Source organism: Thermobifida cellulosilytica TB100 (genome assembly GCF_001517975.1).
GTDB lineage: Bacteria > Actinomycetota > Actinomycetes > Streptosporangiales > Streptosporangiaceae > Thermobifida > Thermobifida cellulosilytica.
In genome coordinates this window covers 593,454-599,193 of the sequence record NZ_KQ950181.1, presented here as the reverse complement: position 1 = coordinate 599,193, position 5,740 = coordinate 593,454, and the positions used below count along the sequence as shown (strand labels likewise).

At 72.9% G+C, this 5,740-nt stretch carries 6 protein-coding genes and 1 pseudogene; all 7 read left to right on the top strand.

Annotated elements, in window-relative coordinates:
• Positions 1 to 186: pseudogene (locus AC529_RS08935) on the top strand (sugar ABC transporter permease); the annotation flags it as partial.
• The gene (locus tag AC529_RS08930) at positions 183 to 1,079 is read left to right on the top strand and encodes a carbohydrate ABC transporter permease (protein WP_068755490.1); all 897 of its coding nucleotides are present in this window, start codon (positions 183 to 185) and stop codon (positions 1,077 to 1,079) included. The pseudogene AC529_RS08935 and the gene AC529_RS08930, both read left to right, overlap by 4 nt.
• Positions 1,080 to 1,409: 330 nt before the next feature.
• Positions 1,410 to 1,616: a hypothetical protein gene (locus AC529_RS20045; RefSeq protein WP_157080131.1), complete on the top strand. Its 207-nt coding sequence runs from the start codon at positions 1,410 to 1,412 to the stop codon at positions 1,614 to 1,616.
• A 222-nt stretch (positions 1,617 to 1,838) separates the two neighbouring features.
• A complete protein-coding gene (locus AC529_RS08925; protein ID WP_068755489.1) occupies positions 1,839 to 2,594 on the top strand; it encodes an ABC transporter ATP-binding protein in 756 nt (251 codons plus the stop codon).
• Positions 2,595 to 2,930: 336 nt separating this feature from the next.
• Entirely contained in the window at positions 2,931 to 4,106 is a 1,176-nt protein-coding gene (locus AC529_RS08920) for a hypothetical protein (RefSeq protein ID WP_068755487.1), read from the top strand.
• A complete protein-coding gene (locus AC529_RS08915) occupies positions 4,051 to 4,380 on the top strand; it encodes a hypothetical protein (RefSeq protein ID WP_157080130.1) in 330 nt (109 codons plus the stop codon). Before AC529_RS08920 ends, AC529_RS08915 begins: the two co-directional genes overlap by 56 nt.
• A 498-nt stretch (positions 4,381 to 4,878) precedes the next feature.
• Positions 4,879 to 5,740, top strand: an 862-nt coding sequence (locus tag AC529_RS20450; RefSeq protein WP_332307050.1) for an ABC transporter permease, incomplete at its 3' end; no start/stop codon positions are given.

Sequence of the window (5,740 nt, the reverse complement as noted above, 5' to 3'; positions counted from 1 at the left end):
GTGGGCCAGCAGGCCGCCGAGGTGCTGGACACCTTCATCTACTGGCAGACCCTCGCGGTGGGCGAGTGGAGCTACGGCGCGGCGGCCGGCCTGGTCAAGGGCGTGGTCGGCCTGGCGCTGATCCTGGTGGCCAACAAGGTCGCCCACATGATGGGCGAGAACGGAATCTACCGGCGGACATCATGACGACACCGACACGGCAGCGCCCGGTCTGGGCCGAGACCCCCTCCCTGCCCGAACGCGCCGTCAAGGCGGCGGTGCTGGCCGCGATCGCGCTGGCGGTGCTGTTCCCCCTCTACGTGGTGGTGCTGACCAGCCTCTCCCCCGCCGCGGCGATCAACGACGCGGGCGGCCTGGTGGTGATCCCCCGCGGGCTCTCCCTGGCCGCCTACGCCGAACTGTTCGCGGGCGGCGTGGTGACCCGCGCCGTCGCGGTCAGCATCGGCGTCACCGCGGTGGGCACCGCGATCAGCCTGGCCGCCTACGGGCTGGCGCGCCCCGGATCGCTGCTGCACCGCCCCCTGCTGTTCCTGGTGCTGCTGACCTTCCTGTTCGGCCCCGGCATGATCCCCAGCTACCTGATGGTCAGCTCGCTGGGGCTGATCGACAGCTACTGGGCGCTCGTCCTGCCCACCGCGGTCAACGCGTTCAACCTGGTGGTGATGCGCGCGTTCTTCATGAACATCCCCCGCGAGGTCTCCGACAGCGCCCGGGTGGACGGCGCCAGCGAGTGGAAGATCCTCACCCGCCTGGTGCTGCCCATGTCCAAGGGGGTGGTCGCGGTGGTCGGACTGTTCTACGCGGTCGGCTACTGGAACGCGTTCTTCAACGCGATCCTCTACATCAACGACAACGCCAAGTGGCCGCTGCAACTGGTGCTGCGCCAGTACGTGCAGCAGGGCCAGAACATCAGCGTCGGCGCCCTCGCCGACGCCTCCCAGGCGGCCAGTGCCCTGCCGCCCAGCCTGGCCCTGCAGATGGCGATCGTGGTGATCGCGCTGGTACCCGTCCTGGCCATGTACCCGTTCGTGCAGCGCCACTTCACCAAGGGCGTCATCATCGGCGCGGTGAAGGGCTGAGGGCCTGCCCGTGCCCGCCGCCCCGGTTGTGCCGGGGCGGCGGGCACGGGTGCCGCGGGCCCTCGCGGGGGCGGGGCCTGCGGCACCCCCGGCAGGACGTCACCGGGTGGACACGGTCTGCCGCACACCGCTACAATTCCCGACGCAAAGGCTCATCACGGAAAGGTTCGGGACCACGGACAGCTCGATGCGGGAGCAGGCGCACGGCGCCGTGACGCACAGCTTTTATCTGACCTAGGTCCCCACGCCAGTCAGCGTGCCCTCTTTCTGCTCGACGCCCTCCTCCTCGTCGTCCTCTTCGCCCTGCTGTGCGGCCTGACGGTCTTCTCCGTGGCCTTCGGCTGGGGCTGCGCCCGCCTGCTGCTGCGGCGACTACGACTCCGTGGAGAGCTCGGGACGGCTCCGCAGGGCACGGCGAACACGGTCTGCGGCCCGGTCACCGGAACGGTGGTGCAGAGCGGACGGATCGACGCGGTCCACGTCCACCTGGGCCCCCACCCCGCGGCCCCGCACCCCTGCGCGCACCGGACCGACTGAGACGCGTCGGCCGGACCCCGGTCCCTCCGCGGTTTCCGGTCGGCCAGGGCGGCGGATCCCGCTCCAAGGGGCTGCACGGTCTTGCCTTCCCCGCCGATGGCTGTCATGTTCGAAGGGCCGGCCGTCACGGTCCGTGCCGACCGGCCCCACCCGCCGGAGTCGTCCTCCCTGCTCGACCGGTTCGCCCCCGGGCCTGCCGGCCCCCCCACGTCCGGAGCGCCCATGACCGCCGCGTTGGAGACCATCGAGCTGACCAAACGGTTCGGCGAGGCCACCGCCGTCGACCGCATCACCCTGTCCGTCCCCCAGGGGTCGTTCTACGGCCTGGTGGGCCAGAACGGCGCGGGCAAGACCACCACCCTGTCGATGGCCGTCGGCCTGCTGCGCCCCGACTCCGGGCGCTCCCGCATCCTCGGCGTCGACGTGTGGGAGGACCCCGCACGCGCCAAGGCGCTGGTCGGAGTGCTTTCCGACGGGCTGGCCATGCCGGAGTGGCTGACCGGCCGCGAGGTGCTGACCTACCTGGGAGCGCTGCGCGGACTGGACGAGGACGTGGTCGCCGAACGGACCGGGGAGCTGCTGGCCGTCCTGGAGCTGGACCGGGCGGAGACCACGCTGGTCATCGACTACTCCACCGGCATGCGCAAGAAGATCGGCCTGGCCACCGCGCTGCTGCACGCCCCGCGGCTGCTGGTGCTGGACGAGCCGTTCGAGGCCGTCGACCCGGTCTCGGCCGCCACGATCAAGACGATCCTGCGGGGCTTCGTCGCGGGCGGCGGGTCGGTCGTGCTGTCCAGCCACGTCATGGCGCTGGTGGAGGAGCTGTGCGACCACGTCGGCGTGATCGACCGGGGCAGGGTCGCGGCGGCCGGCCCCCTCGCCGAGGTCAGGAGGTCGTCGACCCTGGAGGAGCGGTTCGTGTCGCTGGTCGGCACCGACACCGGCGGGATACGGGAGTTGTCGTGGCTGTCGCGCTGACCATGGCCCGTATGAAGCTGGCCGTCGTCCGCCACTCGATGAGCGGGCGGCGCGCCGGGTTCGCCGCCGTCGGCGTCCTGCTCGGCGCCGCCGGGGCGGCGGGCACGGTCGCACTCGCCTTCACCGGGGCCGAACTGCTCGCCGCCGGCTACGCGGTGTGGCTGCTGGGCTGGCTGCTCGGCCCGATCTTCACGGGCGGCGGGGACGAGACGGTCCGCCCGGAGTTCTTCACCCCCCTGGGCCTGTTGCCCCGGCGGCTGGCGGCCGGACTGCTGGCGGCCGCGTTCGTCGGCGCCGGCCCCGCTCTCAGCCTGCTGGCCCCTGGGCGGGCTGGTCGTGCTCGGCGCCGGCCGCAGCGCGGCGGCCGCCGCCGTCGCCCTCCCCGCCGCGGTGCTGCAGTTGGCGCTGTTCGTCCTGCTGTCCAAGGTCGTGGTCGCGCTGTTCGGCCTGGTCCTGCGCAGCCGGGCGGGCGCGATCGCCTCGGGGGTGCTCAACGCCCTGGTCCTGGCGCTGCTCAGCCAGGGCGGGGTGGTCGCGGTCGCCTACGGCGAGGCCGGGGGCCTGCCTCCGGCGGTGGACGCCGTGCTGCACGCCCTGCCCTCGGGCTGGGGCGTGGTCGCGGTGGAGTCGGCGGCCCAGGGCCGCTGGGCGCTGTCGGCGGGTGTGCTCGCCGGCCAGGTCCTGCTCGTCGCGCTGCTGCTCGCGGCGTGGGCGGCGCTGCTGACCCGGCGGGTCGGGGTGGCGCGGACCACGGCCGGCGGCCGCGGCCGCATGCGCGCCGCCACGGCCTCGGGCGCGGTGCTGGGCCGGGAGCTGCGCACCTGGTCCCGCGACCCGGTGCGCAGCCACCAGTTGACGTTCGCGCTGGCCTACGGGGTGTTCTTCGCCGCGCTGCCGCTGCTGACGGGCTGGGAGCAGATGCTGCCGTGGTCGGGGCCGGTCTTCGTGCTCATGGCCGCCATGCTGTCGGCCAACGTCTACGGCGTCGACGGAACCGCGCTGTGGCTGCTGCTGCTCACCCCCGGGGGCGACGACGTGCGCGGCCGCCAGCTGGCCTGGCTGCTGTTCGTCACGCCGGCGGCACTGGCGCTGACCGTCGGGTTCACCGTCCTGGTCGGCGGGCCGTGGCCGCTGCTGCTGGCGGTCCTGTCCGCCCTGCTGGGCGGCTGCGCGGGCCTGGTGCCGCTGGTGTCGGTGTACGCGCTCGTGCCCGGCGTCGACCCGCACCGGCGTTCCGGCAACCCGCTGCGCCTCACCGAGGACGAGGGGTCGGCGACCGGGATGATGTACGTCATGATGCTGCTGGGCCTGCTTCCTGCGGTGCCCGCCGCGGTCGCGGCCGTCCTGTACGGCTGGGCGGGGGTGCCCGTGGGCCTGGCCACGGGGCTGCTGTGCTGGTGGGGACTGGGGGCGCTGGCCGCACGCGGGCTGCGCGCGCGGCCCCGAACTGCTGCACATGATGCGCACCGGGCGCCGCGACCCGGGCACGTCCCGGCTGGCGGACTTCGGTGAACTGCCCCGGCAGAAACAGTTCCTGGTGGGCGTGTGCATGACGCTGTGCCCGGTCGCGCTGTTCCCGCAGGGCATCGTGCCGGGCGTGTTCAAGGTCACCGGGATGGACAGCAGGGCCTGGTTCCTGGCCCTGTACCTGCCGCCGTGGACGCAGTGGCCGGTGATCGCCGTCATGGTCGCCCTGGGGGTGGCGCTGGGCGTGGCCGGTCTGCGTCTGATGCAGCAGGACCGCCGGCCCGGACAGGACGCGGCGGAGGAGGCCGCGGGCTCCTGACCGGCCGGCCCGGCACAGGGGCCGTCGGGGAGGTCCCACGGCAGGGCTGCCGCAGCGGGCCGCCGGTTGCCGCCCCGACGGCACGGCCCGCACGGCACTGTTTCCCCTGTCGGAGAATTCCCGGAAAAGGGCCGTGTTCCGCGCCCTGCCTCCGGTGCCGGATGGTACGCGTCTTTGGGGCAGTCGACCCCTTTTTCTTCCTTTTCTGTGGACTCCCCGGTGGGCACCGCGGTCTCCACGGTGAGGATTTCTCCGAAATTCTCACCCTCGGCACACGGGAGAACCCGCGGCTCACCGATTTCCCGAATGGCCGGAAACGGCCTCGCGGTGCATTCCACCCTGGTTGAGCTGCGCCGACCGCTCATCTGCCGCACTCCGCGACGAAAGCCGGATTTTTTTGTGCCTTCTGCGCGGATTAGACTCGGCCGTGTCCACGCGGCACCCCCGTACCGGTGGCGTGCTCTTCCCTTCCGCCCCCGACCAGGAATTCTCTTCGTCATGCGGCTGACCTCGGTGTGGCTGGGCTGGCGTTCGGTGCGGCACCGTCCCGGATCCGTTCTGGGCGCCGCGATCGTGCTGGTGATCAGCGCCGCTCTGGTGAGCGGCCTCTCCTTCGTCTACTTCTCGGCGGACCGCCAGGAGCCGACGGTCGAACGCTATGCGGGCGTTCCTCTGGTCGTCGTCCCGGAGCATCCGGGCGGGCAGGTCCCGCTCTCCCTGGCCGCCGCCCTCGACGAGCTTGCGCAGGTGGCCGAGACGGTGCCCGAGACGACCTTCCCGGCGACACTGCTGGACCCCGACGGCCGCGTGGTCCGCGTCCCCGGCACCGAACGCGGTTTCGGACACGGTTGGGGCAGCGCCGCGCTCACCCCGTTCGAGGTGGGTGAGGGAGAACCGCCCGCGGCGGACGGAGAGGTGGTGGTCGACCGTCCCCTGGCCGAAGCGGGCGGCCTGGCCGTCGGGCAGACGGTCACCGTTCTGGTCCTGGGCACGATCGAGGAGTACCGGGTGTCGGGAATCGCCGATCCGGCCGACCCGGTGCGGTGGCGCCACCAGTCCGCGCTCTTCTTCACCGACTCCCGGGCCGCAGAACTGGGCGGCCTGGATCCCGGCCACGCCGACGCCCTGGGGGTCCGTCCGGCCGACGGGGTCAGCGAGGCGGCCCTCACAGCGGCGGTCGACGACGTGCTCACCGCCACCGGGGGCCGCTACACGGTCCTGGCCGGCACCGACCAGGGCGAGTTCGAAGGAGCGGTCTCGGCGGAGAACGACCGCTTCGTCGCCTCCTCGATGCAGACCCTCCTGGTGTGGACCATGGTCGTCACCACCGGGGTGGTGGCCGGCGCGGTCGGCCTGGCCG